The organism is Mycobacterium sp. D16Q13 (assembly GCF_002013375.1).
Taxonomy (GTDB): Bacteria; Actinomycetota; Actinomycetes; order Mycobacteriales; family Mycobacteriaceae; genus Mycobacterium.
On the sequence record NZ_MAEW01000003.1, the window covers coordinates 442800 to 467674 of the forward strand.

A 24875-nucleotide genomic window follows, 5' to 3' on the forward strand; every position below is an offset into this window, starting at 1 on the left:
TCCTTCCCGGACACGCCGGCATCGACGCGGATATCTGCTCGATGATACCGCCATCGGAGACTGAATACGGTGCAGCCGATCGCGGCCTCACCGTTCAGTCGGTTGGCGGGCGGACCACGGCGGTCGCGTCGAGTTGTGCCATCGCCTCGGCCATGTCGAAAGCGTCAGGGACAACCTCACCAAACAGCCGGAGCAGGTGGCCCGGCGTCGCAATGCCCGACTCTGCGGCGAAAATCAGGGCGGTGGCAGCCGCAGTCCGATCGGACAACGCGACACCGATGTCCCTCAATAGCTCTACCGCAGCAGCGACGGTATCGTTCGCCGTCCATACCTCGGGCATCCCGGCGACAAGGTCGTCTTTAGGACTCCATGAACGGCCATTGTCGTTCAGCCCGACCGCCTCTGGTAGCTCACTGCGATACCAGTGCTGGCCGTCGAACCAATAGCAAAACGACAACATGCCCCGTGCCGCACGAGGATCCAGGTACAGGTTGTGCACCCAGGTGGGTGCCCCTTGGTACAGATCCGGCCACGAGATAGCGCCCCGGTAAGCCGCCGACAGTAAGGGTGAATCGTTGCGGCCACCCGAGAGCACCGCTCGACCGCCGGGTAACCGCGCCAATGTACATCCGCCGCTATCACCTTGATGCACTTGGTATGTGGGGTCGCAGCGCGGTCCCACTGCAGAATCGGAGCCGCGACACACCGCCGCCAATACCGCGGTGCGTGCCCACAGCAACGGCAGAGCTGGGATTTCGTCATCGGCTTCACGGGCGCCACGGACCCCGTCGTCGGCTTGCTGGAAGGCAACGCGTGCAGGGCGCAGCTGGCGGCCCTCGTTGCCCATATGTGCCAGCAGCCACACTGGCGGGCGGTCACGCGGATACTGCTGGAAGTCGCGCAGATACGCATCAGCGGGAAGCAATTGGCTGGGCGGGAGTTCGGCGTCGCCATAATCCGGCGCCCCACTGTAATTACCGTTGCTATCGCAATCGATTAAGAACCGCAGCCACGGCCCATCTCGACCAACAGTCACTCGCCGATGCTCACGCATGGGCTGCACCATCTTCGAGGTCGCCGGAATCGTGACGCTGCCGTCGGCAGTCACGGCGACGGCCTGGGCGATCTCCTCCCCACCGGCCATGCTGAATGCGGCGTGCACCGTCTGCCAGCCCGGTGACGCGGCTAACACCAGCGCCTCCAGCGTTTTCTCGATTAACGCTCGGCTGTCTGCGCCCATAGTTTCCTCTACAGTCACGCGGACGCCTCTTCCAAGAACCCTCGTTCGACGAGTTGTCGGAAGGTGGGGGTTTGGCCGTCGGGCGCGATGAACACGTATTGGGTGCCCCCACCGGGGCCGGCTGCTTCGCCTGCAATCTCGGATCGTTCGATTCGCCAGCCGGGTGGCAGTCCCTTGTCGGCACGCACTGTGAACGTACGGTGCTTGGCCCGGAACAGGTCTCGGGGAATCGCACGTTCACGACGGGAGGTGACCGTCGGTGTCAACGCGGTTCGGTCTCGCCATCCGAGGCCGTCGTCGAGTCTTAATCCATCGAGTTCGTCGATCTCGGAGTCAGCGAGGTTGTGGATAGTTCCTTGCACCGCATAGCGTTTGACCACGTCGCGGCGGCGGGGGGTGACGTTTAGTTTCGCATTTTCAAACCAGGTGTCGATGACGGTTGCGATGGCCCACCAGGATGCGCCGCCGATGGCCAGGGTGATCCACGGGTAATAGAACGTGATGCCGGGATTTCGCCAAGCCAACACGATGCCGATGAGGTATTCGGTAACGACCAGCACCGGGGGAAGGATGACGGCGACGACGACCAGGTAGGACTGAATCGCCGGAGAGTCCTCGTGGACTGCATCGCCTATCAGCATGGCAAACGGTGCGACGCTGACGACGACCCCAACTCCAATGAGCACAGCGACGAATCCGGCAATGGTCAGCACGGTATCGAGGGTGGGACTCATCCGGTCACACCGGCAAGGCGAAGTTGGTCATGCGCGGCCCGCAGGTCGACGTTGGGGTAGCCAGCGAACACAGCGGTGAGTAATTCTGGGGTGACAGTGCGAGCCTCGGCTGCGGCCAACAGTTGCCCGCAGGCCCATTCGGAGCCCGATCCGACCACGGTCGTCATAGCCGCAATGCATTCCTTGGGGGTCCAGATCGGCGGCAACGGGTCATCGAGTTCGTCGAAGGTATCGGTGTCTCCGCGCCACCACTGCCCCTCGGTCCACCAGTAGCAAAAACTCAGCAGTCCGTTTTGGTTGCGGCTGTTGAGGACGGTGTCGTTGACCCAGTCCGGGGCGCCGCGATATAAGTCCGGCAGCGGTTGGTGTCGTTGGTAGGCCGCGGCGAGTAGCGGTGAGTCCCATCGCCCACCCGAAAGTACTGCCCGCTCACCCGGCAGCAGACACAGAGTGGAGCCGCTGCGTGCATCGGATTCGTACCAGGCGACACCGGCATCGATCCGCGGACCCCACGGCGAGCGGGCTCCGCTGTATACCGCGGCCAGCACGGCCCAACAGACGAACGTCTGCGGTAGGGGTTCGATGTCGTCGGTACTGACGCCATGTCGACCGGCAGCGGTGTCGGCGACCGCATCCGCTGCGGCTTGGGCCGGTGTGCGTCCCTGGGCGGCCGGCCCGGCCATATAGCCGGCCAGCCAAATCGGCACTTGGGGGCGCGGGTAAGTGGCGATATCGGCGCGGTAGTTCTCGGCCGGTTGTAGCTGGTCATCGGGAAAAGGCTGGTCACCGTAGTCGTAACTGACCTGTAGGCGACCCTGATTGGTCACGTTCAGCAGTAGCCGCCACCACGGCCCAGCTGACATCTGTGCACTCACGTCGCGTTGTTGGGCAACCTGCGCCATGATCGACGCGGGCACCGTCACCGGCCGCGATCCCTCGGACGTGATGAACCCGCAGGTGGCACTGCCTGCCCGGATCGTCAACGCAAACACAACGGTGAATTCCAACCACCCCGGCGGGCCCAACGCCGCGATGTCCCGAACGATCGGGTCGACCATCGCCGAGGCCTGCGCCCTAATCTCTTCGTCACGGGCGGTCGTACCTGGGTCAGAATCCCCATCATCGACATACGAAACGCTGCGCACCGCACGGGGCGCGCCGCCTGCGGCAGCGTCGTGGGGACGCCCGTCAGGGCTTTCATAGTCAGATGGCACAGTACCGCTCCCCTCGCCTGATCAGGCATGATCTACTGATCAACCCTTCGTGGTCGCCTGCACTTTTCATCTGCACGTCGTCCAGGTTGCGATACGACAGCGGGATCTCCCTCAAGTAGCCAGCGTTCGCCAAGTCTACAAGCGAGTACGGGAAGTAATGCTGAATGCCACCACCCCGCCGCCGCGGTGCGGTGCGACCCGACCGGGTTATCTGAACAACGAGGAGTACGCGATCGTCCACGCCGCACGGCAGTCCACTATCCAGAACTGACGGTCGCCACAATGACCTCGAGGAGTTGGCGGGCCTGATCGTTGCCGCTCCAGAAACCGCTGACTTGAACGTCGACAACGACGGTGCCGCGGACGGTCAGCGCGCGTTGCGCAGTCCACCCGCCACCGTCCTCTTGGGTGCGGCGGATCGTCAGCATCTCCCCGGTGTTACTCAAGGGTCCGAACACCCATGAGGAGAGCTGTTCGCCGTGACGGTAGGTGACGCTGCGGCCCACGGCGGCAGCCCATAGCTGCGCCTGAGCGCGTTGCATACTCGCCGCCGCCTCAGCGGACGGGAAATCGATGACCGCCTCGATGATTTGGGCAGCTGTCGTACCGGGGCGGCCACCGGCGTTTTCAGTCAGGGTGTGGATTCGCATCCCGGTCCACCCGCAGTGGCCGTAGGCAGACAGCTGCGCCGGGGTAAAGGCGGCCAGACAATCCCGGTCCGCCAGGCATGCCGAATCGTCGAGCAAGATGTCGCTGGACGCCGACAGTTCCATGCCGGACACACCGAGTAACACAGCGGCCTGCGCGGGCGTGACGAGGAGCTCATCGAGTTTGCGTTTCGGCCAGATCCCCAAACGACTGATCACAACGAGGAAGAGGAGACCTGCACCGATCACGGAAAGCACCACACCGACCACGATCTGGACCTTGGCGCCCATGTGTTCTTGAGCCAGCTGCCCGTCGTAGTTGGTTTCCCACTGCGAAGCGCGGACGCCGTGGTTCACGCAGGTGTCTCCGCGGCTCATGGCGATACCGTTGCAGTAGGGCTGATCGCGGTTCAGGTTGTCCAAACCCCAATGTATGACCGTGATTCCAAATGGCAACGTGCCAAGGAGGATGGCCCAAAGCACGACAGTGGCAATGTTGACGAGGATGGGGGAAGGTGTGCGTTCGCTACCCGACGACATCACGGCAGCCTAGCTGTCGGCGGACAGCACATCCGGATGCTCGGCGAGTCGTTGGCTACCAGCCACAGCGGTGCTAGTCCGGCGTGGTGGACTTCGTCGGAGGCCGACGAAATACCTCACTCCTCCTACGAGGAGGTTTGGGCGACTCCATACCGGACTGCGCCGTAATCGTCATACCCGCCGCAGCAGCGGCATCCAAAAAAACCTTGCGACGCAATTATTCTGCTCCGCCAGCGGGTCCTTCTCATACGTAAGCCTGTTTATTCCAGTCGTCGCCCGCGTAACGCCACAGGTTCAACTCTGCCAAGCCTTGTTCCCGCGAGCGCACCATCGATCTCCCGAACTCTTGATCCCAGTCATCGTGAAGGCGACCACGCCATTGCAGCCCAACCCGCTCGCGGAAGTCGGAGAGATGCCCCGCCAGGTCACCTTCATTCGGACAAAGAACTGATGATGCATCAGCGGCGAGAGCCTCCGGGACAGTTAGTGATCCAGTCAGTGTCGCGGAAATGCGTCGAGATACCGGTACCCGCACCTGACTTGTCGAGCGGACCGGCAGAACCGGACAGGGCCGGCGCAACCTTCGTAGAGTCAACTCACAGTTGGGAGATGATTGAGGCCGGGAGTCCATTCAGCAGCAAGTAATTCAACTGCCTGTAAGTCAGTGGCAATAGATGATTCTCAGGTCGAATACCACCGGCTTGCAATACGAAATAGCGGCTCGGGTCAGATTTCAACTCAAATTTCGACACATAACGATCAAGCGAAACCTGACGCACTCGGGCATCGAGCCCCTCGTCCTCCCAAGCCCATTGAACGGGATCAAGACGGAAGTCCATACGTAGGCTCTCGCCGAGATCCCAGATGATGTATTTTCCAGCGTCGTCAATATCCGAAAAGAAGGCCACCAAGCTTTCGTGGGGCTCGTTGCGGCGTTCTGTTGTGGCCCGCAAAACGTTGCATCCACCGTCTTTCGGTTCGACTATTAGCGATGTCCAGCCCTCGCAGGGGTAGCCGTCGCGGAGGTGAAGTCTGCCGTCTTCCCACACTGCCGCGTTCAGTGAGAGCTGGCCAGCGTAAGAGTAGGTTCGTCGCCAATTCTCGTATTGGCTGGTTAGCTCAACAAATCTAGGATCAGCAGCCGCGGCATCCGGGTTCATGACGGTCTCTCTCATCTACCAGTGGTCTCACGAATCAGCCGGTTCTTTAGTAACTGATCAACCGACACTGGGTCTCCGGTGGCTTTGTCGATGACAGCCCACTGGTTGGCTCCGCCTGGCTGACCGAAAGCTGACTTGGCTGGACCGTAGTGCACTTCCCAGTCTAGTCCATCGGGTATTGGCTTCCCGGTGCCTTCGAATGTGTGGTACTGGTTAGCTACGCCTGGTGGCATGGCACGCGTAGCCAGCGGTGCGCCTTCATCTGCCATGAATCCACCTCCGTTAGAACCGAGTCGGTCGAGCTGATGTCCGTGAGGAATCCGGTCAATGATGGCGGGCGGTCCGGCGAATCCATTGTTGGGCGCTTGACCATCCCAGTCCCATCGGGGGTTTCCGTCGCGTCCAGGGACTGTGAATTCGTGTTCGAACTGATCAATGGTGCGGCCAGCCAGTGGGTTGTATCCGTCGGTGACCTTACTGGGGACGCCACCTTCATGAAGGCGCGCTACATCGTCTGCAGGGTTATGCATAACCTCAAAGGCATGCTGAGGCGATAAACCGTAGTCCTGACCCTCCACGGCCGGAGCCTTCGCTGGCTGTGGCACTGGGTGCTCGCTCACGTTGAGTGTCGCGGGACCACCCGAGTGGTCACCAGTGTGCTCGCCGAATGCGGCAGGTTGGGAGCTGTCGGGGTTGCCGGCAATCGCCTGCGTCGGCTCTAGCTCCCGATATCCGTCATGCCAGCGCGGATCCCAGATCTGCCGATCCGACGAATACTGGCCGCTGACATCGCGGTCGAGCTGTAGGGGCCTGCCAGCGGCAGGTTCATCGGTACGCCAACCCGCCTGCCAACCGGGGCGCTCATCAACGGTGCGTGGGGCCTCGTGATGAACCTGGTCGAACTGGCCCGCCCCGATGCGGCCAAAATTCGCCAACGATTCAGTACGCCCGCCCAGGATCGGATCGAATTTGTAGTAGGCCGTGTGGGTGCTGACAGTGCCATGTTTCCCGAGAAGGTGATCCATGTGCTGGGGGAATTCGGAAGTGACTCGCTGCCCGTTGAATCCTTCCATGGCCGGATCGAAACCCAGACCACGCCCGAAGAACCGCCCCGCCGAATCGGCGGTGCGGCCACCGAGCATGGTGACCGGGTCTCGCGAGGAAGACGCGACGAATACTTTGTCGCCGACACCGAAATCGGCAGCTTTGTGGAGAGGTCCCGCCCCTGGCGATCCGGCCAGCGTGATGCTGCGCACCTCGTTGCCCAACCTCGCCTCGTGGCCAGCGAAGCTGGTGGTCGTCGTCCCATAGGAGTGGGCGAATATGTCGTTGATGGAGAAGTGGCTGCCATCCCCGGCGATCACATCGCGCGCGGCATTGAAGGCGGTGATGTCGCCGTGCAGGATGTCACCACCGGTGCTGGCCAGTTTCGTGTGCGCGACATCCCATAGTCCCTTGATGCCTTGGGGCGCGTCATAGCCGATCCACGCGATCGACGACACCTTGGTGCCGCCTTGCTCCCAAACAGATTCGAGATGCGCCCTCGCGTTTTCGAGATTGCCTCCAATGCTGTCGATCGTCGTCGAGTAGCCCGGCACGTGCCAGGACACTGCATCCGAATGGAAGGGGTTCTCGCCGACGCTGACCACCATCCGCCCGTCGCCGCCGAAAGCGTGCGGGTCAAATGCCAGGATGTTCACCTCGCCGCCGTGCTCTCGTGCCCAACTGTGCGCGTCATCGAGGGCTCGCTGGATTCCCTCGTAGCGCTTCAGCTCTTTGCGTTCGCCGCGAGTAAGGTGCTCGCCGGCGTCTTTTCGGGCCTGCAACTCGTCGTGCAGTCGAGTCAGTTCGTGCGTGCTGGCTTCAGTACGTGCCCACGGCGGAATGCCCTCGGCGTTACCGATCTCGCGGGGATAGGTGTCGATCAGCGCACGCTGCTCTTCACCGCTCAAGCGCTCCCACCAGCGCGCATTGTCGGCCGACCGCCGCTCGCCGAACGGGTCGTTGCCCAGCTGGTTTCGCACCTCGTCTGGGGAGACCGGCGGATCTCGCCGCCACAGCGCGTCGTTGGCCATCTCGCGAGCGTGCTCGGCATCGGGATGCGATGTCACGCTCCGTCCCGCCTCGGTGGGATCACTGCCAATACTGGGCTCGGAGCGGGCCGAGGAATCGTGACCCGAGGACGCTGCCGAACCTTCCGGTGCCGGGTCGCTGCCCGTGGGTGGTTGATCCGAACGCACGCTCTCTGTTGGGGCTAACTCCGGCGACGTAGGCGGTTTGTACTCCGGGTCGGCCGCGACTGTTGGTTTAGTCTTTTGAACGGCTGATTCGTCACCGCTGCCCCGGTCTGGATGAGTCCCCCGCCCGGCCGCAGCATCGTCGACGTGATCCGCGGCGCGATTGGCCTGGAGGTCGTCTCCGAGTCCCCGGGGTCCAGACGACGGGGACTCCGGTTGCTGGTAGTGGGTCATGGACCCGGTCATCTTGTTTCCGATGCCGTCAACGCCGTACGACATGTGTCTGCCCGGCGCATTACCGTAGTCGGGGGTGAAGACGGCCTCCACGCACGCGGCCCAGTCGACCGGTCCCATATTCTCGGTGAGCAGGTGGCTGAGCTGTGTCGGACTGTCAACAGTGTGGGGCGTCCCCTGGATGTCCAGACCATCGGGAGCGTGCAGTGTGTAGTTGGGCATCTGCTCGCCGGCGGTATACGTCCGCGAATACACGCCGGAAACATCCTGTCCGGTCTCGATCCGGTGGCCCAGCGAGTCGGTGATCCTCGCGCCATGCTCGCCGTACACCGTGACCGACGTACCTTTGGGGACAACGGTCGTGCCATGCTCCGGGTTATAGGTGCCGTGGCCACTGATCTTCACACGCCCGTCGTCGGCCCTGGCTTCCTCGCCGATACCGGGCGGCGGCGCGTCAGACTCGTCGCGATGGGCCGGAACCGACGAGTCACCGTGCCCATCAGCCGCGCGGTGCTCGGCGGCGGTCACGTCGGTCACGGTGTAGCGATCGGAACTCAGCTTGCCGCCGTCGATGACGGCTTCTGACGCCCCGTCGGGCAACTTGCCGCCCGGAAGCCACTGATCGTTGGCGCCGGCCTCGTTACCCGAAGGCACGCGCACGTTGGCGTCGTGTGGTTCGGGGATGTCGATGCGGACCAACTTGTTGGAATCCAGGAACCCTTCCGGCAGGCCCAGTTCCCTTTCCATTGCCCGCGGATCGCCTTGGGTTCGGGCGAGCATCGCATCGGCTTCGCCCTTGGGCATGACGAAGGAGGTTCCATCGCGCTGAGCAATCCCATACTTGCTCAGATTGTGCTCGGGCATGAACCGGGTGGCGCCGTCCTTGAATTGGTCCAGGTGTTGCTTGATGTACTCCGGTGACAGATATTCGGCGGGATCGGGCCTGGTGCCTTTGTCCATCCCGACGATCTCTGCACGCTTCTCCGGGGTCAAGCCACTGGGGTCATTGGACTGCTCACCCGAGGAATCGTCGGCACCGCCGCGTTTGGGTTCTGCCGCGGCGTCGGGATCAACCGGGCGAGCCGACGACCTGTTGGGGTCGCCTGCGGTTTTTCCTCCCGACGGTGCAGCGCCGGCGCGACTCTCCGGTGCCCGTGCTACCGGTTCCCCGCCGATGGCAGGCATAGCTGGCGGGGCCACCGCTGGCATCGCGTCGGGATCGGCCGATTCGGGGTGTTTGGGCGCGACAGTTCCCGGGTCTCGTCTGCCCTCCTGCCCTATCTCGGAGTCCGGGGTTTGCCGCACGGCGCGGGCGTCTGAATCACCAGAAAGCCGTGCCCCGGATTTGCTTTCCGGTGGTATCTGGCCCTTCTGCGCCGCAGGTTGACTCTCGGGTGTAGGTCGGGAAGCGGCAGGTTGGTTGTCCGGCGTCGTTTTGGGCGCCGCCGGTTGACCGTCAGATGCGGTTCGGGGCGCAGCCTGGTTGTCCACCGGAGTTCTGGTAACGACCTCGTCGACTGGTCGTGGGATGGGTTGTTGCCCATCAGGTTTGGACGGCTCCAATTGTCCGGCGGGCCGGTCGGCGGGCGAAGGTTCGGTCGGCGCCCTCGGAGCTTCGGTCGGCAGTCCATTCTTGCTCGGAGATGCGGTGGGCTCGGCGCCGACATGGTCGGTGCGCGGGGAACGGGGTTGCACAGGATCGCCGCCGGAAGGTTGGCGAGGAGTCTCTCCAGCGTGCGCAGGCTGTGCAGCGTGGTCGCCGCTGTTCGCCGGACGGGATAGGGGTTGCTCGCCGGCCTGGCCGGGTCGGTCCGCGGCGGGCGCCGGACGATCAGGGGCCCCGTTGCTGGGCGCGGGGCGATCGGATGCATCGCTCCTGGGGGCCTCGCTGGCTCGTGGGACTGGTTCGCCGGTCGTGGTCGGCGCTAGGGGACGATCACCCATAGTGGATGCGGCCGCAGCGGGTCGCGCGACGCTGTCGGCGACGTGCGCGGCGGGGCTGCCGGCGTGCGCTGCCGTTGGAGTAGCACCGGTCGGTACCACACCTGCCCGGGTTCCGGCCGGGGTGTTGGTCGAACTGCTGTTGGGTTGGGGGCTCTCGGCCCGTGACGAGTTTGGTGGCCCTGCCCCCACCTCGGCACGCGGCGCCGACGGCGTGGCAGCCGAATTCGACGCGGTGGGACTGTTCGGGGTGTGCTGACCCGAGCCCGGGTCGGTGACGGTTGGCACGCTGCTTTTCTGCGGATCCGGTCCTAGCGGCACATCCCCGTTGCGCAGACCGGTCTGTGCGGTGGAACCAGTGGGCTGCGTAGTGGAGGTGGCCCGAGCCTCCGCAGACGTCGGTGATGTCGAACTGGACCTGTCCGAGGCGGTCGGCTGTACCTCGCTGGGGTTACGGTAGCCAGTGGAACCGTCGGTGTGTGTGGGGTTACGGTAGCCGCTGACACCGTCGACGCCTGCGAAGGCAACACCTTGGGCGAAGGCTTTCTTGAGGTCGAAGTGCCCCTCAGTCAGCGGCTGTGCAGCCAGTCCACCGAGGGTGTTCGCTACGGTGCTCACGCCAAAGTCCTTGGCGCCGTTCGCCCACGGGGAGCCAAGTTTGAAGTTCGCACCGACACTCGTGATCGGCGCGGCGACCGCGCCCATGATCGCCCCACCCGCCACCGCTGTACCCAACTCGCGCCAATTGAATCCACCCGGGGGGTGCGTACCGGTGGCAAATTGCAAGCCCTGTGCGGTGAGGTCGCCCGCCATGCCTCCGACGGCGCCCGCAATAGCTCCGTTGATGATGGCCTGAACGACAACATTGTCGAGAATCTTCATCACGATCGCTTCTACGACCTTCGCGGCGGCAGCGCCGAACGCACGCGTAACAGCCAGCCGTACGACGGTGAGAAGTGTGACGCGAGTCGCCGCCGCCGCCACAGCTGCGCCGCCGCCAAAGGTCCACCAGGCGGTAGCTGCGATGGTGACAGCCAACGCGGCAAGCGCGATATAGAACGCAGTCTTGGCATTGTCGATCGTGTTAGCGACGTTATCGACACTTTCAGCCATTGACTCCAGCTGACTGGCCAATTTGCTGACGTTGCCCGGAATGTCTTGGAACAGCGGGACCAGCTTCTCGTGGAACTCACCGGAGGCGAAACCCTCTAGAGACTTACTCCGCCCATCGCTAGCGATGTTTTCGAGTCGCTTGAGGTCGGCTGCAAATTTGCGCCACTGGTCCGCTTGCTCGGTGCACGCATCCTCGTCGCCATCGGGATACCGCATCCCCACGAGAACTTCGAGTATGCCGTTCAGAGTGTCTGGAAGACGCTGGCTCATACCAGGGTGTCCCGGTCAGCGATCGCGACGGTGCGGCACACGGAATTCACGGCGCATCCTAATACCCAGATCACACCGATTCGGGAAGGGTCTAGCCTTCCCGGGCGACGATGGAATTGATCGCCTTCGTGAGATTCGGTTCGAACGTCCCCAGCTGCTTGGCCAGCTCCTGCACATTCTTGATCGCCTGTGCACGGTTGGGATCGAACTTCTCGGCGAACGCAGAGCCAATCTTGTCGTCGCTCCATGGCGAATCGTTCAACCCTCCCACCCCAGCGGCTGCTGCCGATGCGATCCCGGCGGCCTCAGCCCACTTGGCGGCTCCCGCCCGGGCCGGCCCCTGATAGAACTCGAACTTCTCGGCCATCGTGATCCCCTTACTCTGCCTGAATGCGAGTCGTGGCTAATAGCGTACGACATCCCGCCCCGACGTTCCTCTTCGGTTTTTCCAAGCCCGTAGGCCCTTGGTGGTTACCGGCGATCGAACACAGTCATCGGCGATTCGGGCTCGTCACTCCCATCGCCATGATCGAGCTGCTCTGCCATCGCCTGACGCTCCCGCGAATCGGGTGGTGAGAGGGGCACGGTGGGTTGCAGTTTGGCGAAATCGTCGATGGCCCCCATGGCACCAACACCCGGCAAGCCTGCCCCCAGGGCAGACGTCTCCTTCAAAATATCGGCCTGAAATGCCTTGGACTTGTCGTTCATCTTGGCCGCCGCGGCGTGAGTGGCCTCCAACATCGAGCTCGCCACCTGGGTGCTGGTGGCGTCGGCGAACACCTCATCGTCGACCTCGACCTGTACGACGACCCCCTGCGCGTTCACCCACACCCGCACCAAATGGTCCTTGGATCGGGCATCGGCGGTCTCGATAGCCATCCGTTGAGCGGACTCGGCCAAGGCGCCCAGTGCCTTGTCCATATCGGACATGATCGTGTCGAGATCAACATCGTCTGAATCCTGGAACAGGCCGTCGAACATTCCCACGACTACTCCTCAGTGTCTCGTGTTAAACGGGCGTCCCGCGGTTACTGCCCGGTTGCTGCAGGAGCAACCCATCGTGCTCGTGCCGACGGCATGCTTCGACGAACGCGAGTGCGGCAGTGGTGTCGGCCAGAAACTCTCGGTACTGGTCGGGGGTGAGTTGGTAATATTCTTCGTAGTCGACGATTCCACTGCTGACGGGTATCGACGCGTAGTAGCGGCCCGAGGTCGATTCCACGCCAAGGGAATACCTGTCTTCTTTGGAAAAATAGGTGTCGTCGAACTTCATCGCGCCTCCGTTCGCCGCTCTGGGTTGCGGCCAGTGTATAGCGTCGCGCTCGGGAGTCCCCGAATATTGGTGTACCAACCGTCGCCTGGGAAGCCTGCGGAGGGCTGGGGTACAGAAGCCGGGAACCTGGTGATCTAGGCGGGCGCGCCCAGTTCCACGAGTGTTTTGCCTTCGTTGACAGATCCGATGAGCCGGGGGCCGACTTTCTCGAAGTATTCGCCGCCGAAGACCGGTGTCGTCCATGCAGTTTGGCAGGTGTTCAAATCGACTGCCTCCTTGACTGCGGGTGACTTATAGGGGTCGAGCCAGATCGCTGTGATGCCGTCTGATGCGACATAGTCGAGCGGTAGGAGGTGGGCTTTGCAGGTCGGTCCCGCTGTCCCAGTGCGCAGGTCCCATTGCTGCCAGCTCTCGTCCGGGCCGCGTTCCCGGGTCTGGATGTACAACTTGGTGCCGATGGTTCTGAATTTCGTGACCTCGGTGGTGGCAGGGATGCTCAGCACCGGTTGGCCGGTGCTGCTGAAGAAGCGCCATTGCCGTTTCTTCTGATCGAGGGCGGCGGGCGTTTCGGCGCTCTTGAGTAGATACAGCGTGCCGTCGGCGCGGCCGACCTGGGTGCCGTTGGTGTCGTAGAACAGGATGCCGCTCTTTTGGAGGCCGGTGCTGAATTCGTAGGCGAAGCCTCCGTTGTAGGCGACGGCCTTGTCGAAGCTGGTTCCCGGTGGCGGTTGGGGTGTCAGGTCCCGGCCGTCGGCGACCGAGAACACACGGTAGCTGGTGTCGGAAGGATTCGCGACCAGGTTCGGCGCCACCACGACCAGGGGCGATGCGGGGATGTCCTCACCTGACGCAAGCTCGGGGCTAGCTGGCACGTCACCGCCCGGGACATGCCAGGTCAGCTCGCCCTGGGCACCGATACCGTAGATGCCCTGACCCTTCACCCCGGCGACCAACCGGGATTCGTTTTTGACGGCACCGAGCCGCCGCAGTTTCGGTTCGGGCCCCACACCACCCGTGCCCGCGTGCCGTAGGTTGCTCGGGCCGGTGAACGTGATCTTGCCGTGGTCCAAGTCGATGATCCACACGGTGCCCGGTTCGGATGGTTGCTTGCCCTGCCCCAGACACAGCGCGACGCCCGGCCCGTTGCCGTAGCACTCACCGATGAGGTTGTAGCCGGGCAAGGTCACCGGGGGGAACGTCAGCGCGCCGGTGGCGGTGTCGACGCCATAGACCCAGCTGTTCTTCTCCCCGCATTCCTCTCGCGAGCAGCCGACAAGGTAGTAGGCGATCTGACCATTTCTGGCGAACACGCTGCCCGCCGTGGCCTGGGGCGGAAGTCCGATGTCGGCGGTGCTCAGAGTCCAGCCTTTGGGAACTGGCTGGCGGTTAAGCGGAAAACCCACCAACAACTCAGGGGGTGTGCCAATACTGCCGGCCTGCCCCGGTGTCGGATCGGCGCCCCGGGTGCGCCATACCAGCGCCGTGATACCGCTAGCGACAATCACCACGACCGCTATCACCAACGCCCAACGGCCCCGCCTACGCGGCTGGCCAACCTTCGGGGCCGGTGGCACCTCGGGTTGATCCCACTGGAATTGCCCTGGCACCCCAGGCGAACCAGACATCACATCCTCCTGTCACACACACAGCCACCGCGAGCCGTCATGGCACCGGTGCCGAATCAACCTGGCACACCCGCAGCTCGCCGCCGTCAATCCTGAGCTCGAACATCGAGCCCGCCTTCTGCCGGATCACGTTGACCGTCCAGATCGGATCCTTCCGGGCGAATCCGGTCACCGCTACGACCTGCATCAGTTCCAGCGGATCATGATTGCGCAGATGCTCGATCTCCCGGGCCACAGGCCCGTCGTGGACATCCGGGCAAGACAGGGCCTGCAAGTTGGCCAGGTGCCCGGCGTTGCGTTCCCGGAACCAGACCCGCACGGTGTTCTCCGCGACCACGCGCGCCTGCTCGTCAGTCATTGCTTCACTGGCCGCCATCGCCCGCAATGTCGGGCGCTCACCGATGCCCCAAAGCATCAACGATGTCACCAACAGCGTTACTGAGGCCGCTGCTGCCAGCAACCACACCCACCATCGGCCGCCACCCTCGGCTCGGCTCATCACGACTCTGACTCCACATTGCAGATCTTCAAGACGCCACCCTCCTCCTCTTCCAAGGAGAACACCTGCTTGAAGAAACCGCCTGCACGCTGGGCATCGTCGACCTCGGCGCGGACCGCATCGGTCAAAGGCCGTATCCGACTGGCGAACCGCACCCAGACCTGCGAACCCTGCTCACGGAACTCGGCGATCGCCTCGGGAAAATAGAGCTTGCCGTCCGAACCGTCGCGTTCGATAGAGATGATCCATTGTGGGACATTGGATTTGGGGTCCACACAAGCCAGCGCGCGCATCGCGGCCGTATCACCGCGGTTGTGCGCCTCATACCACCCCACGATCACATCGTGAGCCTGACGCTCACGGGCCGAGGGCGGGGGCACGTCGATAATGTCCGCGCGCGGGGGCGGCGACCACGGCCGGGCCAGCCCCACCACCACCGCCGTCGCGATCAACGCCCCGACAATGACCGCGGCCAGTGTGAACCGCAACCACCAAAGCCACTGGAGTCGCCGAGTTCCTGCACTGCGGCCACCCGAATCAACCCCGAGAGCCTTCTCAGCGGGATCGGCGCGCACCGACAACCGTCCTTCCGAATGACACTCGATCGTCAGCCGCCGCCACGCGGCGCCGGCATCAGCGGCACGCCGCTGATGCTCGGCCAGAATGTGGGTAACCCCGGCCGGAACCGTAATGGACTGCTGCACAGAATCAATGACGGCCTGGGCCACGGCTACCGGTGGCTGCTGCGACGGCTCGAACTCGCCATGCACAATACTCCACCCGACCGGTGCGGCCGTGCACAGCAGCATAATGGCCTCTTCGACCAATTCCCGGTCCCCGACCGGCACCCCCTGCTGCACGCCTGGCTGCACAAATCGAAGCCTAACAATAGCCGCGAGATGCCTGCCCAAGGTTGTTCGTCGCGAGTCCCAACCTCTGCCGGTGTACTTTTCCTGCATGGACCTGCCCGCTGCTGACTCGGTCGGTGCCGAACTGATAGCGATTCTGCGCGATGAACTGCACGTGGACACCAGTCGCATCACTGGCGAGTCTCGATTGGTAAATGACGTCGGACTGGACTCCGTTGCCTTTGCTGTTGGCCTGGTCGCCATCGAGGACAAGCTGGGCGTCGCACTATCCGAAGAGGAGCTACTGAGCGCGCATACCTTTGGAGATCTGGAACGCACGATTACCGCCAAGCTCCCTGCTGCACAGCCTAATTCGTGACTGTCCTGGCCGCGGCGCTGACCGAGGCGATGGCGTCGTCGCGCCACGACTTGGTGGTGTTGAATCGAGAGACCAACGCGTGGATTCGCCATCCATGGCCGGAGGTACTCGTGCGTGCGCAGAACGTGGCTGAATGGCTGCTCGATTCCGGCTGCGGTGGTGCCGTTGCCCTGGTCGGCGAACCTACCGTGGAGTTTGTCGCCGCCGTCTGCGGCACGTGGCTGGCGGGCCAGACCATATCGATCGTGCCCGGACCGGTTCGCGGCGCCGATGTCGAACTGTGGGCGCAGACCACCCTAACCCGATGCGCCGCTCTGGGTATCAGGACGGTCATGAGCCATGGTGCTCACCTCGGACTGTTACAACCCGTCGAAACATCGCTCGCGATCGCCGATCTGACACCGATCGGGCATGCCAGGCGCTCTACGCCGTTGGCCTCGATCGCCACAGCAGATGCGGTACCGGCGGTGATGCAGGGCACAGCCGGCTCGACCGGCATGCCGCGTGTTGCGCAATTGTCGCCGGACGCAGTGGTAAACAACGCCAGGGGGCTGATCACCCACACCCAGGTCGACCCATCGAACGACGTGGGTTGTTCCTGGTTGCCGCTCTATCACGACATGGGGCTGACTTTCCTCCTTAGCGCCGCCCTGACGGGAATCACGATGTGGCTGGCACCAACCGCAGCGTTCTCGGCCTCGCCCTTTCGCTGGCTGACGTGGCTCAGCGAAAGTTCTGCGACCATGACGGCCGCTCCTAATTTCGCCTACACGGTGCTCGGCAGGTTCGCCCGCCGCGCACCTCAGGTAGACCTCAGCCGGGTCCGCTACGCGATCAACGGCGGAGAGCCCATCGACTGCGCGGGGTTTCATCAATTCGCTACCGAGTTCTCACGGCTCGGCTTCTCTGCCAATGCGGGTGCGCCGTCGTACGGACTAGCAGAAGCAACCTGCGCAGTGACTGCTCCCCTGCCCGGAACCGGCCCGCTCTACGACGAGGTGGCCCGCGTTGATGGCGGCGGTTCGTCGCTACGCCGCTATGCACTGCTGGGTCGGCCGATACCGGGTATGGAGGTCCGTATCGCCGAGTCGCGCGCTCATTACAACGACGTTCCTGGGCGCGAAGTCGGTGAGATCGAGGTTCGCGGAACATCGCTGATGACGGGCTACGTCGGGGAAGACGCTCTGGGCCTCGACGACTGGTTCAGCACCGGCGATCTGGGCTATTTTCGTGATGACTCGCTGGTCGTGTGTGGACGCGCCAAAGAGGTCATCTCACTGGCCGGTCGCAATGTATTCCCCACCGAAGTCGAAACCGTGGCCGCGCAGGTCCACGGCGTCCGCGCGGGGGCGGTCGTCGCAGTCGGAATCAACGTGGCCGCATCGCGGCCTGAACTGGTGATCGCGGCCGAGTTCGCCGGCCTTGACGAGCCGGGAACGCACGCAGAACTCGTACGACGAGTGACTGCCGAGTGCGGCGTAGTGCCGTCAAGAGTGGTTCTCCTGGCGCCTGGCTCGCTCCCGCGCACAACGTCGGGCAAGTTACGGCGGTTGGCGATTCGTGAGCAGATGGAAGGATCGGCATCGTGACGGCTCCTCGGCGGTTGGGCGTCACCGAATACCGAGCCCTCCTGGACGAGGTGTTCGACGACCAGGTGGTTGCCTGGACCGCCGAAGCTGAAGCGCAGGAACATTTTCCACGCCCGCTGATCGAACACCTGGGCCGCGCAGGTGTCTTCGCGAACAAATGGGAAGCCGACGTCGAGCCTGATCTCGACAAGCTGCTTGCTCTCGCCTATGCGCTAGGCCGCCTGGGTTCTGCCGGGGTTGGGGTAGGGGTAAGCCTCCATGACTCGGCGATCGCGATCTTGCGCCGGTTCGGCAGATCCGAGTTCCTGAACTCTCTGTGTGCAGCCGCGATCCGTGGCGACGCGGTGTTGTGCATCGCCGCATCGGAGGAATCCGGCGGATCGGATCTGCAGATCGTCGAAACCGTGGTGCGATCGCGGGACGGCGGGTACGTCGTCACCGGCATCAAGAAGTTTGTGTCGTTATCCCCGATCGCCGACTATGCGGTGGTGGTCGCCCGGGGAGTCGATCATGATCCGGCCAGCCGTCACGGCAACGTGCTCGTCATTGCCGTACCCCTCAGCCAGTGCGAGGTGCGCCCGCCGTACCGCAAGGTAGGTGCCGCTCCGCTCGATACCGCCGAGGTGCACATCGACACATGGGTTCCCGCAGACCACCTCCTCGCCCGGCCAGGCGCGGGGCTGGCGGTGATTTCGTGGGGACTGGCGCACGAACGCATGTCAATCGCCGGGCAAGTCGCGGCATCATGCCAGCGGATCCTCGGCGTTACCCACGCCAGAATGACTCAGCGGCGTCAGTTCGGCGCAACGCTTTTCGAACATCAGGCGTTGCGGATGCGCATGGCCGACCTACAGGCTCGCGTTGATCTGCTCCGTCACGCCCTGCGCGGCATCGCCGCGCAGGGCGAACTCGACCTGCGCTCAGCCGCTGCGGTCAAAGTGACCGCCGCGCGGCTCGGAGAAGAAGTGGCCTCCGAATGCATGCACATCTTCGGGGGCTCCGGCTACCTGACGGACGAAACCCCGGTGGGTCGTTGGTGGCGCGACATGAAACTGGCCCGAATTGGCGGTGGCACCGACGAGGTTCTCTGGGAACTCGTTGCCGCCGCGATGAAACCCGACCTGGATGGCTACACCGCGCTCAGCGGGGAATCACCGCCGTGAGAGCTGGCCAATGTACGGCTACTGCCCCCGGGCTTCCCGCACCGCCACGATATCCTCGGCGATAAGACGATTTATTCGACCGATCAAGTCAGATCTGTCCATCGGTTTGGCTTCGCCGCTGAGACTAGGAACGGAAATATAGTCTCCGTCGCCTTTTCGCGTACCCCACGCAACCAGGCTCTTTTCACGGTCGAATCCCCAGAATCGTGCGGGACGCCAGTTGCTCTGAATCAGAGAAAACACCGCAATCTCGTCAACCGACACCGAAACGACCGGTACTGCATCCAACTCTAGATTCTCGCGAATGGAATGGGGGCGGTTGGGCGGTTCTTCCGGGAATAGCTCCGCCATCCCGGGGACCGATATCTCAGGGTGGCGACCGGGTTTTGTCAGCTCAATCCTGGATACGATCGCATCAGCGAGTTCGTAGGGTGACACCGCGAAGATATCAATTTCATTCTCGCCGGGAGTCTGCGTGGCCAGGTAGCCAGAATCACCAAGTCGATGCGCGAGAATCTGCGCGCCCAAACCTTCGGGATCAATGGCATTGACGTAGCATTCCACACGAATGTCGGATCGCCGATAGGTATCGAACCACGTCTGCAATAGATTCAGGTCGCCGTGACCGAGTCGGTCAGGCACGGATCGTGCATAGTCTCGGTACTCGTTCAGCGTGCTGAACTGCCCCGGCTTGACCCACGCGAAGGGATGCGGGAGGGACTCTTCTCCGTAGAAAGTGGCAGCTATTTCGAGGTCAACGATCTGAATCTGACCGAGCCGTTCCAATCTGCCGGGCTTCACGATACGGCGGTGATCAGATCGCGCACGATAAGTGCAGGGCGTCGGATAATTTCTAAAACAACCGCGGTGCTACTGAGTTGAAACTCGGTTGCCACCATCAGGATGATATTTCCTTCCTTGAGGAGTTCTAATTCTGCAAGGCGAATCAATGCTGCGGTGCCCGCACTCACGCTGAGATAGCCGTGCGCTAAATGATAGCGATACAGCAAATCAGACCACGGCAAACCCATAGTCTTTGCAATTTGCAGGCAGGGCTGGCCGCTTCCTGTCGGATGGGGAACGAAGTGGGTGACATCCGCAGGTTGGATATCAGCGTCTGCCAAAGCGCTCTCCACCGCGTCCATGACCATCCGATACGTTTCACCCGCGGATTGCAATGTCGATTCGGAAGAAGCACGCGCATAGGTGGTTGCGTAGTCCGCAAGAGTCGGATGCTCCCAGTAGTTGTCTCGTAGCCGCCACTGCTCGGCACGGCCCGGGAGACTCGTGGTTCCGGTGCCCAAAACCATGGCGAACCCCTCCGAACTCGACAGCACCTCGGCATGCGCGACATCCGAATACGGCTCGCCCCAGGTCGACGCTGATGACACGAACCGCCCGCCGAACGACCAATTGTCAGCGCCGGTACACACCACGACCCCAGCATCGTCGGTGAGCAAACCGCCGGCAACGATCCAGGACGCCAGCCCGCCGGCGCAGTACTGGCGCAGCTCCAGCGCGTTGCCGTTGGCGCCTACTATGCCGTGCTGAATGTGGTGGTGCACGGGCCACCCGATCGCACCCTGGACACTGGCCCCCGCGTGCACTACCCATCGCACCTCGGCGGGCGGCACATGCGCAGCAGCGAGGGCTGCCGAGCCCACTTCAATCGCCATCTCGGCGGGCGTGTGGCCGGGGTATTCACACACTCCGAGCCAATCCGGTGCTCCGGCTACCTCCGCCATGGTCGCTGCCCGAGGGACAGGGAGAAGAACCGATGCCGACCGGAGAAACGTCACGGCTTGGAAGGTACCGGCTTCGTCGCTTGCTCCGGCGCCGCCTCATCACCGACGACCGCAACAACGGCGTCCGCCTGGCCGACGATCTCGCTTCCGTTCTTACGATTGTTCAGCGCCTTGTTGACCTTATGTACGGCACCGCCCGCGCCTCCCTGCCGGGCACCTGCTGCCGGTGCCCCTCCAGCGGCCCCAGGTGATCCCTGCGCCGAAATACCCGCTCGCGACACCGGCGCGGCCGCCGTCGCCTTGGTGGGCGATGCCGCCAGCGCGGGATTTGCAGCCGTCTTCGGGTTGGTCGGTCCGGCCCCGGTCCCCCCCGGGCCGCCGCCGGCGCCGCGGGTCGTCCCAGTCGGACCGAGCCCGCCGGTGGGCACGCCGCCCAGCCCGGAAAATTTGTCCGGATTCAGTCCATCCGGTGGCTGTGAACCCAACAGCGAGCCCAACGAGCCGAGCCCTTGGTTCAATGCATCGGAGGCCTTGCCCGCCGCGTCATTTGCTGCACCACTGGCAGAATTGGCCGCGTCGCCGAGCCCCTTCGCGGCGTCACCGAGGCTCTTGGACGGATCGGTGGACGAGTTAGCACTCTTATTGAACTGCTGAAGATCTTTGGCGGTCGGTATTGACGGCGTCTTGACCGACGGCCCACCAACAGATGGCCCACCAACAGATGGCCCACCGACCGACGGTCCACCGGCTGGTCCTCCCGGGACGTTTACTGGAGTAATACTCGGCGGCGCGTCACGGGCGACGTTGGGATGATTCCCGGCCACCTTTTCGATTCCCGGGGCGTATACATCGGCCATTAATCCACGCGCAAACTTGTTGTACTGCTCCACGGCGCTCATATCAGCAGTTTGGCCGGTACCTGGGCCGCTATTGCTGAAAAGACTATTGTATCCCTGCTCGTTAGCAGCTAATTGCTGTCGCGTCTGCCCGATACACCGAGAAAATGCGTCGACGATGATACTCATGCGTTCTGCGTCGGTTGCAATTGAAGTCGGCACATTCAGTGACGAAGTTATGTTCCGCCAGACTGCGTCAGCCGTATCGCCCTTGGGAGCGTGCTCCCCCGTAAGCACCCCATCGATCGCGGTGTGAAAATCGTTGCTAGCGGTGCCAATGTTTCGGCTGATGTCACCCCACACGGTCGTATGCTGGGGTGCGATATCGGTCTCGGTCAGTTCCCTCATCATGGAGAGCAGTTGCACGAAGAGCCATCCAGCGAATCCCTCAACCTGAACAGGCATTACCCCGGCGATGCCACTGTCCTTGAATCGATCACCCGCCAACTCGTCGAGTCGGGTACCGTCCAATTTCTTGACCCGAGGTCCGCTGTCACCGCCGCACATTTCGCCACTATCTCATCGAGGGATTGATCATTGAGTTCGCCGTCTCATAGTTTGAGCAGGAATTGAACATCGCCATTCACCTGTGCATGCACTTTATCGAGATACTCGATGTAGGCAGTCAGTTTGGACTTGAGAGCCCGCGCGTCAATGATCAAATTATCCTTCGTCATCCGAGCCGACTCGAGTTGGCCGGTATCTCCGAAGATCGTCAGACCGTCAATCTTATTACATTCAGTCTCGAGTGCGGTCTTGAAAGTCGTTAGAGCATCGAGGACACCGCTCAGTTGCTGCTCGGTCCATTCCAGCTTCGGAGTACCTGTTCCCATGATGCTTCCTTTCGTTTATGGCGCACGGACCGGGCGTAACCCTGACGCCGCAGCCCTGGCCAGTGCGAGCACTGTGCCCGCTCGCAGCAGACCAGGCCAGCTGCTGAACGCGTCGGGGTCAGCCCCCCCAGCCACCTGCCAAAGCAGAATCGCCGGCTCGCGCCTCCTCCATGCAGTCTTCGACGTACTTTTTCTGCTCACGCAACGGCGTCAGAACCTCATCATCGATCCCACGGAACGCCTGCTTATACACGGCAGTCATTGCATCCGTTACTTTATCGGTCTTGACGGCAGCCTCAATGCCATCAACGATCGACTGGAGATCGTCTAACACGCTCTGCACTTCGTTAATGGCTTTGTCTACATCATCAACACACGCTTGCATTCCCGCGTAGTCATACTTAGTCATTTACTCCACTCCTTCAGTTGGCTCGTATCGAGTAATTGGTCAGAATCCGGCGAGGTGCTGTAGATCCGTGCGGGACCGTTCGATGTGATCCATGAAGGAATTCATCTTGGTATCGAAAGTATCTTTGATGTGCCCCATCGCACTATGGAAGGGCGGGGCCTTCTCGTCACTGACCCAGTGGGACTTGATGTCCTCGGTGTAGGTCGCGACGTTTTGCTGAGCGCTCTGCATCTCGCTCTTCTTATCTTCCATGTCGTCATACGTCTTCTTCGCCGCATCGACGTCAACGTCAATTCCCTCGGCCATATGTCACCCTCCGTCTGTGTTCGTTGAATAATGTATTTGCTCGGACAATCAAATTCATTTCAGCTGCTGACGCCCCCCCAACGTTCGACCCCGAGCTCCACCAATTGCCCGATCGCTTGCCCGATCGTGTGATCTGACCCCGGTTTGAGCGTAGACCAGATCTGTCCATTGGGTGAGGCGCTTGGCGCGCCGATAATGCGGCCGCGTTTGGTGTAGAAAACCCCGACCGCAACCGGCGCCCGCGCAATGCGGTCATCCTCGGCCGACAGTGCGTAGTACACGATCTCGGCGAACGCCGCGCGGGAGCCGAGCGCCGATCCGAGCAGCATCGCGGTCTGGGAATCGGCGCCGAGCGCCCGAATACGGTCGGCCAGCTCCGCCGAATCGTGTGTGCCGCTAAGCCGCTCGTGCATCTCCTGCTGCGGGGCACCCACCGGGGTGATTTGCGCCGCTTCCGACCGTGGCAACTCAGCGACCAACGCCGCCACCGCTGCGTCGAGCCTGGCCTCGCCCGCAATCCCCCGCAGCTCGATATCGTCGCCGATCCGCCGTGCCGTCACCAACCGAGTACCACGGCGCGCCACTGAGACCCGGGAAATACCGTCCGGAGTGACTAACCGCATGGCCAGCTCCCGGTCGGGCCGCTGCAGCACCTGCAGTAGCTCCAGCAACTCGTCGGCCACCACGCCGTCGACAATCAGACCACGTGATACCAGCATCCCGGTCGCACGGTCGATCGCCGCGTCCAGCGCCTCATCGGTGCCCTGCCGCAGCCGGATTGCCAACACCGAGGGCAGACTCTGTATCCCCACCCGCTGCGCGACAACCCGCAACTCGTCTTCACTAACGTTGAACCGCGAACCGAGCGCGGCTGTCACCGGACCGGATCCTTATCGTCCGCCCCGATAACCGGTGGCGCCACCCATCGATCGGAAACCTGCTGCAGTGTGCGCGCGGGTTCGTCCGCATAGCTCTCGGCGGTCGGCTCCGGCGTTGCCAGCTCATCGAAGATCGCGGTGTTGGGGCCCCAACTTACGTTCGCCACCGTGAACGGTGCATCGCTCTGCTGTGCGGCCGGCAACCACGACGAGCCGCCAACTTCCGAAAGCCGCGCACCCGGCTCACCGCCACCTTCGAGTGACTCGGCCGGACGGATTGACTCGTGCTCGCGGTCCTGGCTGCCGCCCTTGCCCATCATGCCCATGGGGCCCATGGCACCACGGCCCATGCCGCCGCTACTGCTCCCCGCACCACTGCCGAATGGCGTCTTTTTCAAATCCTTCGCGGCATCGCTGCTCTTGATCGGCGACGCAGCCATAGGAGCCAATGGCCTTGCGGTACCGCCACCGCCGCCGCCACCTCGGCCGCCACCGCCCTTGCCCTCGGACTTTCCTTCTTTCTCGGCCTTAAGCGCGTCACCCTTGACCACCTGCGGCGGCGGCAGCTGCTCCCACGGCTCGGCAAGCTCGGCGACGGCCTCCTCGTAGCGGACCATGACCGCGGCAGCGTCAGCCTGCTGAGCAGTGGCTGCCTCCTCTAACTCGGCAAACTTACCGTCGAGAACCGCGCCGTTGTACGCGCCAAGTGACGCCATCATGTCCGCGGAAGCCTTGGCTTCGACAGCATCCGATACGGTTGGCATCGACAGGATCGCGACGGTGTTCGCCACCGCCGCTTCCTCGATCTTCTGCCCGTTGCCCGCTGCGTTCAGCGCGAGCGACTGGATCCAGCGGCCAAACTCAACGAGCTTCTGCGAAACCGCATCCGACCCACCGCTGTCCCACGATGCCTTGAACCGTTCGACGATCGCGTCGAAGTCGGTCGATACACGCGCCAATTCGTTGGCAACCCGAACCCACGCAGCGCCCGCCTCACCGACGGATCCTGGGCCAGGTCCGTCGGTCAGGTCACGAGCCAGTTGTTCAGCGCTCCGCGACTCCCACACCACATTGGTGAACCCCATGCCATAACCCCCTTCCA

23 protein-coding genes are annotated in these 24875 nt (G+C 62.9%); 3 read left to right on the plus strand and 20 right to left on the minus strand.

Annotated features, from left to right (window positions below; all coding sequences use genetic code 11):
- Positions 1–94: 94 nt before the first annotated feature.
- The 12 genes from B4400_RS04875 to B4400_RS04935 all read right to left on the minus strand — a co-directional run bounded on the left by B4400_RS04875 (position 95) and on the right by B4400_RS04935 (position 15599).
- Complete coding sequence (locus B4400_RS04875; protein ID WP_139361262.1) at positions 95–1258, minus strand: hypothetical protein; 1164 nt, start codon at positions 1256–1258, stop codon at positions 95–97.
- On the minus strand, positions 1255–1974 hold the full coding sequence (locus tag B4400_RS04880; RefSeq protein ID WP_078307809.1) for a hypothetical protein: 720 nt from the start codon (positions 1972–1974) through the stop codon (positions 1255–1257). The genes B4400_RS04875 and B4400_RS04880 overlap by 4 nt, the downstream gene beginning before the upstream one ends.
- On the minus strand, positions 1971–3188 hold the full coding sequence (locus tag B4400_RS04885) for a hypothetical protein (protein ID WP_139361263.1): 1218 nt from the start codon (positions 3186–3188) through the stop codon (positions 1971–1973). The genes B4400_RS04880 and B4400_RS04885 overlap by 4 nt, the downstream gene beginning before the upstream one ends.
- Before the next feature lie 257 nt (positions 3189–3445).
- Positions 3446–4375 (minus strand): sensor domain-containing protein, encoded by a 930-nt coding sequence (locus B4400_RS04895; protein WP_078307797.1) that lies wholly within the window; start codon positions 4373–4375, stop codon positions 3446–3448.
- 596 nt (positions 4376–4971) lie between these two features.
- Complete coding sequence (locus B4400_RS04900) at positions 4972–5550, minus strand: hypothetical protein (RefSeq protein WP_078307794.1); 579 nt, start codon at positions 5548–5550, stop codon at positions 4972–4974.
- Entirely contained in the window at positions 5547–11330 is a 5784-nt protein-coding gene (locus B4400_RS04905; protein ID WP_139361265.1) for a putative adhesin, read from the minus strand. Before B4400_RS04905 ends, B4400_RS04900 begins: the two co-directional genes overlap by 4 nt.
- A gap of 91 nt (positions 11331–11421) precedes the next feature.
- Positions 11422–11697: a hypothetical protein gene (locus B4400_RS04910; RefSeq protein ID WP_078307788.1), complete on the minus strand. Its 276-nt coding sequence runs from the start codon at positions 11695–11697 to the stop codon at positions 11422–11424.
- 104 nt (positions 11698–11801) lie between these two features.
- A complete protein-coding gene (locus B4400_RS04915) occupies positions 11802–12311 on the minus strand; it encodes a YbaB/EbfC family nucleoid-associated protein (protein ID WP_078307785.1) in 510 nt (169 codons plus the stop codon).
- A 28-nt stretch (positions 12312–12339) separates the two neighbouring features.
- A complete protein-coding gene (locus B4400_RS04920) occupies positions 12340–12603 on the minus strand; it encodes a hypothetical protein (protein WP_078307782.1) in 264 nt (87 codons plus the stop codon).
- Between the two features lie 134 nt (positions 12604–12737).
- Positions 12738–14228, minus strand: coding sequence for a 9-bladed beta-propeller domain-containing protein (locus B4400_RS04925; protein ID WP_139361266.1), 1491 nt, complete (start codon positions 14226–14228; stop codon positions 12738–12740).
- Positions 14229–14265: 37 nt separating this feature from the next.
- Positions 14266–14727: a hypothetical protein gene (locus tag B4400_RS04930; protein ID WP_078307776.1), complete on the minus strand. Its 462-nt coding sequence runs from the start codon at positions 14725–14727 to the stop codon at positions 14266–14268.
- Positions 14727–15599 carry a hypothetical protein gene (locus B4400_RS04935; RefSeq protein WP_139361267.1) on the minus strand — a complete coding sequence of 291 codons (873 nt, stop codon included), beginning with the start codon at positions 15597–15599 and terminating at the stop codon, positions 14727–14729. Before B4400_RS04935 ends, B4400_RS04930 begins: the two co-directional genes overlap by 1 nt.
- An 85-nt stretch (positions 15600–15684) precedes the next feature.
- Between B4400_RS04935 and B4400_RS04940 the strand changes: the two genes are divergently transcribed.
- Genes B4400_RS04940 through mbtN form a run of 3 tightly spaced genes read left to right on the plus strand, consistent with a single transcriptional unit; the run spans position 15685 to position 18706 of the window.
- Positions 15685–15954 (plus strand): acyl carrier protein, encoded by a 270-nt coding sequence (locus tag B4400_RS04940; protein ID WP_078307771.1) that lies wholly within the window; start codon positions 15685–15687, stop codon positions 15952–15954.
- Positions 15951–17543: a long-chain-fatty acid--ACP ligase MbtM gene (gene mbtM / locus B4400_RS04945; protein ID WP_078307768.1), complete on the plus strand. Its 1593-nt coding sequence runs from the start codon at positions 15951–15953 to the stop codon at positions 17541–17543. Before B4400_RS04940 ends, mbtM begins: the two co-directional genes overlap by 4 nt.
- A 14-nt stretch (positions 17544–17557) precedes the next feature.
- On the plus strand, positions 17558–18706 hold the full coding sequence (mbtN, locus tag B4400_RS04950) for a mycobactin biosynthesis acyl-ACP dehydrogenase MbtN (RefSeq protein ID WP_134073672.1): 1149 nt from the start codon (positions 17558–17560) through the stop codon (positions 18704–18706).
- An 18-nt stretch (positions 18707–18724) separates the two neighbouring features.
- Here the strand turns inward: mbtN and B4400_RS04955 are convergent, their stop codons facing one another.
- The 8 genes from B4400_RS04955 to B4400_RS04990 all read right to left on the minus strand — a co-directional run bounded on the left by B4400_RS04955 (position 18725) and on the right by B4400_RS04990 (position 24858).
- Complete coding sequence (locus tag B4400_RS04955; RefSeq protein WP_078307762.1) at positions 18725–19507, minus strand: hypothetical protein; 783 nt, start codon at positions 19505–19507, stop codon at positions 18725–18727.
- The gene (locus B4400_RS04960; protein WP_078307759.1) at positions 19504–20382 is read right to left on the minus strand and encodes a beta-ketoacyl-[acyl-carrier-protein] synthase family protein; all 879 of its coding nucleotides are present in this window, start codon (positions 20380–20382) and stop codon (positions 19504–19506) included. The genes B4400_RS04955 and B4400_RS04960 overlap by 4 nt, the downstream gene beginning before the upstream one ends.
- Before the next feature lie 119 nt (positions 20383–20501).
- Complete coding sequence (locus B4400_RS24290; protein WP_134072930.1) at positions 20502–21350, minus strand: hypothetical protein; 849 nt, start codon at positions 21348–21350, stop codon at positions 20502–20504.
- A 548-nt stretch (positions 21351–21898) separates the two neighbouring features.
- Entirely contained in the window at positions 21899–22180 is a 282-nt protein-coding gene (locus B4400_RS04970; protein ID WP_078307754.1) for a hypothetical protein, read from the minus strand.
- Between the two features lie 118 nt (positions 22181–22298).
- Positions 22299–22589: a hypothetical protein gene (locus B4400_RS04975; RefSeq protein ID WP_078307751.1), complete on the minus strand. Its 291-nt coding sequence runs from the start codon at positions 22587–22589 to the stop codon at positions 22299–22301.
- Between the two features lie 39 nt (positions 22590–22628).
- On the minus strand, positions 22629–22895 hold the full coding sequence (locus B4400_RS04980; protein ID WP_052616321.1) for a hypothetical protein: 267 nt from the start codon (positions 22893–22895) through the stop codon (positions 22629–22631).
- Positions 22896–22954: 59 nt separating this feature from the next.
- On the minus strand, positions 22955–23773 hold the full coding sequence (locus B4400_RS04985; protein ID WP_078307748.1) for an ESX secretion-associated protein EspG: 819 nt from the start codon (positions 23771–23773) through the stop codon (positions 22955–22957).
- Complete coding sequence (locus B4400_RS04990) at positions 23770–24858, minus strand: PPE domain-containing protein (RefSeq protein WP_078307745.1); 1089 nt, start codon at positions 24856–24858, stop codon at positions 23770–23772. The genes B4400_RS04985 and B4400_RS04990 overlap by 4 nt, the downstream gene beginning before the upstream one ends.
- Between the last annotated feature and the right edge of the window lie 17 nt (positions 24859–24875).